At 36.3% G+C, this 3,118-nt stretch carries 3 protein-coding genes; 1 reads left to right on the plus strand and 2 read right to left on the minus strand.

Annotated features, from left to right (window positions below; genetic code table 11):
* A partial coding sequence (locus KKD20_05325; GenBank protein MBU4332510.1) for a hypothetical protein occupies positions 1-195 on the minus strand: 195 nt, incomplete at its 3' end.
* A gap of 222 nt (positions 196-417) precedes the next feature.
* On the opposite strand from KKD20_05325, the gene KKD20_05330 reads away from it, so the two are divergent.
* Positions 418-1,668: an oligosaccharide flippase family protein gene (locus KKD20_05330; protein MBU4332511.1), complete on the plus strand. Its 1,251-nt coding sequence runs from the start codon at positions 418-420 to the stop codon at positions 1,666-1,668.
* Between the two features lie 148 nt (positions 1,669-1,816).
* Here KKD20_05330 and KKD20_05335 read toward each other — a convergent pair whose 3' ends face one another.
* Positions 1,817-2,926, minus strand: coding sequence for a bifunctional glycosyltransferase family 2/GtrA family protein (locus tag KKD20_05335; GenBank protein MBU4332512.1), 1,110 nt, complete (start codon positions 2,924-2,926; stop codon positions 1,817-1,819).
* Positions 2,927-3,118 lie beyond the last annotated feature (192 nt).

Consider the following 3,118-nt stretch of genomic DNA (forward strand, 5'->3'; position numbering starts at 1 on the left):
CGGCGACTCCTGCTCAAACACCACAAAAAAATCAATATCAGAAATCCCTGGATATCTTGGCTTGCCCCATTCCAAAATTGTTTTCACGCCAGAAACCGGTCCGACTTTTTCGGCAATCTCCTTTCTAGCGTCATCATAATCTTCCGGCCCGTAAGCTATTGGAAAATCCGAAAGCTTCCAACCGTCTATTGTCATGGTTTTAGGCATAATCAGTATAAGTTATGTATAAGTATAGCTTGATTTAATAATTATACTATAACCTATTTTGGATTTTTCTTCAAGTTATTTTAATTTATAAATTCATTATTAAATCTGCGGCTAATATTAGCCGCAGATGATTTAATTTTAAACTACCGTTTAGAACTAGCGCAAGCTGCAACTATTGATTTTTGGGCTAAGAACTGCTAAAATAAAATCATGATACAGAAAATAAAACAAAAACTCTATCCCCTGCTTCGGATATCTCAAAAATACACAGGCACAGACAATGTGTATATTTTTAAACAAGGAGGGGTTCTTTATTTTGGCAATATGATTGCCGCTCTTGTCAGTTTTGTCTCCGCTATTGCTTTTGCCAGGTTGCTTTCAAAAACAACTTATGGAGAATACAAATATATTCTCTCGCTTTTAAATTTGGCGGGAATAGCCACGCTTCGGCATCTTAACACGGTTATTACCCAAGCAGTCGCCCAAAAATATGAGGGAATTGTAAAAAAGGGATTTTTAGCTAAAATAAAATGGGGAATTATTGGATCTTTAGTTTGTTTCACTCTGGCTGGTTATTTCTACTTTCAGGGCAATCTTGCATTTTTCTTCTGCATGCTGTTGTCCGGATTTTTGCTTCCATTGTTTGAGGCCTGCGATGTGTATATTTATTATCTCCAGGGGAAAAAACTTTTTACCAAACTGGTTCTTTACCAATCTCTGAGTATTATTATCTCTGCTGTTGCTATTATTTTCACCATCAGCATAACCCGAAATCTGGTAATTTTATTTGCGGTATTTTTGACTGTCAACACTCTTCTAAAAAGTATTTTTCTATTGGTTACGTTAAAAAAGCATCCTGCTAATAATAAAAGCGACCCCAAATTCCTAAAATTCGGCAAAGAACTAAGCATCTTTGGAATTATCTCTATGGCGGCCAGGGAGTTGGATCGTGTTCTACTGTTCAACTTTATTGACGCGGCAGGAGTAGCAATCTACAGTTTTGCGGTTATGCCGGAAATCCAGATGACCGAGATCTTAAAAAATCTGCGAACCATTGCCCTGCCAAAATTCGCAACCCGCACGCGAGAGGAACTTAAAAAAACACTTCTGACAAAAGTGCTTAAGCTGTTTCTTGTGGTTCTGTTGGGGGTGATTCTGTACGCGCTTATAGCTCCCACCATATTTCAAATTTTCTTCCCTAAATATATGGACTCTGTTGTTTATTCACAGGTTTTCTTTTTATCACTTCTAACCTTTCCCGCAACAATACTAGAGTTGGCATTTCAAGCAGGAGTGATGAAAAAAGAATTATATAGTTTGAAAATTTTTAGCACTACTTCAAGTATTATCCTTCTGTTTATTTTAACACCCATTTTCGGCATCTGGGGAGTAATCGCCGCCCGACTAATCACCTCCTTCGCCAAAGCAGGGCTTACTTTGATGTTTTTCAAAAAAATGTAGAGTTTAATCTACATTAATCCGTTTAATCCGTGTCCTATCTCAATGAATGTTGGGACACGGATGACACCGATTGGAGGGATGTTTATAGATTCTTATTAAAACCAAAAGTATCACTAATTTCATTTATTATTGTTTAGGTAAATTGTTATCATTTTTTAAACGTCCAGTATCGGCTAGCGCTGAAGTTCCAAAAAGTGGTTAGGAATATGGCTATAATTTTAGCAATAATGTCATAGAAGCCAAGGTAGGTAACTAGACAATAGAGAATAGTGGTGTTGATGCCAATGCCAATTAGATTGGTGATGATAAATTTTATATATTTTTTAGCCTGGCCTTCCCCGGTATCGCGGAAAGTCCATTTTTTGTTCATAAGGAAACTGCTGGTTACCGCAATAACAAAAGCGCAAAGATTGGCCACAATAAAGTGAATGTTAAAAATTCTAGTGAGAGTGAGATAGAATAAAAAATCAATACTAGCATTGATAAGTCCGATGAAACAAAATTTAGTAAATTGTCTGGCGAGCGGTTTTAATTTTTGATTGTCTCTAAGAATTGTTTTTTCAATATGGATTTCCCAGGCGAGATGAGCGATGTCTTTTAACAGAGAGATAACCCTTTTGGGTTTAAAAGCGCTTGAACGGCGGCCAGTTTCCTGAAGTTTCATCGGCACATGATAATGGGAATATCCGTCTTTTTTGCTTTTTACGATTGCTTCTACTTGATGAGCAAAGCTATTAGTGTGGATTGTATATTTTTTAATCACTTCAGCTTTATGGATAACCGGGTCGTTATAGTATCTAAGGCGCAAGAAGAAAAGCAGATTGATTCCAAGAGTAAAAGTACGGGAAAAAATTCTACGAAGCAGGGGGCGGTCTTGCATATTTCCGTGGTAGGGGATGATAAGATCGGCTTTGCCGATGGCGTTTATGAGGTCGCAAATAGTTGAGGGAACAACCTCATTGTCTCCCGGTACTGTAGTGATATAGTTTTTTTGAGAAAGCTGGACACCCTTTTTAAAATTGTAGCCCAGGCCCTTGTTTGTTTCGTTGTGAAACGCCTTTATATGTTTATGTTTTTTGGCAAGGTTATCGGCAATTTCTTTGGTCTTATCAGTTGAGTTATCGTTTATAATTAGAATTTCAAAATTATCAATATTGGTCTTGTGAGTGATTCCATAGATTGCGTTAATGGTAGCGGCTAAATTTTTTTCCTCGTTATAGGCAGGAACTATGAAAGTAATTGATTTCTCTTTAGTCATGATGAACGAAATTTAATAGTTAGGTGTTTTTTATGTAATATAATAAAAATAGAGTTAATGGTCAAAAAGTGTTGGTAAAATAGTTAGCTTTATTGTAAGATTAGATGATAAACCATTTAATTTGTAAACTCATTGACAATTATGACTATTCAACTAAAAAAAACGCTGTCCTAAATGTAAAAATGTTAGCCC

The sequence above is a fragment of the Patescibacteria group bacterium genome (genome assembly GCA_018896645.1).
Taxonomy (GTDB): domain Bacteria; phylum Patescibacteriota; class Patescibacteriia; order UBA2591; family JABMQE01; genus JAHIMF01.

Bases quoted from the DNA above. Each gene is read 5' to 3' on its own strand.
- KKD20_05335 (MBU4332512.1), bottom strand. From the start codon at position 2,926: ATGACTAAAGAGAAATCAATTACTTTCATAGTTCCTGCCTATAACGAG.
- KKD20_05330 (MBU4332511.1), top strand. From the start codon at position 418: ATGATACAGAAAATAAAACAAAAACTCTATCCCCTGCTTCGGATATCT.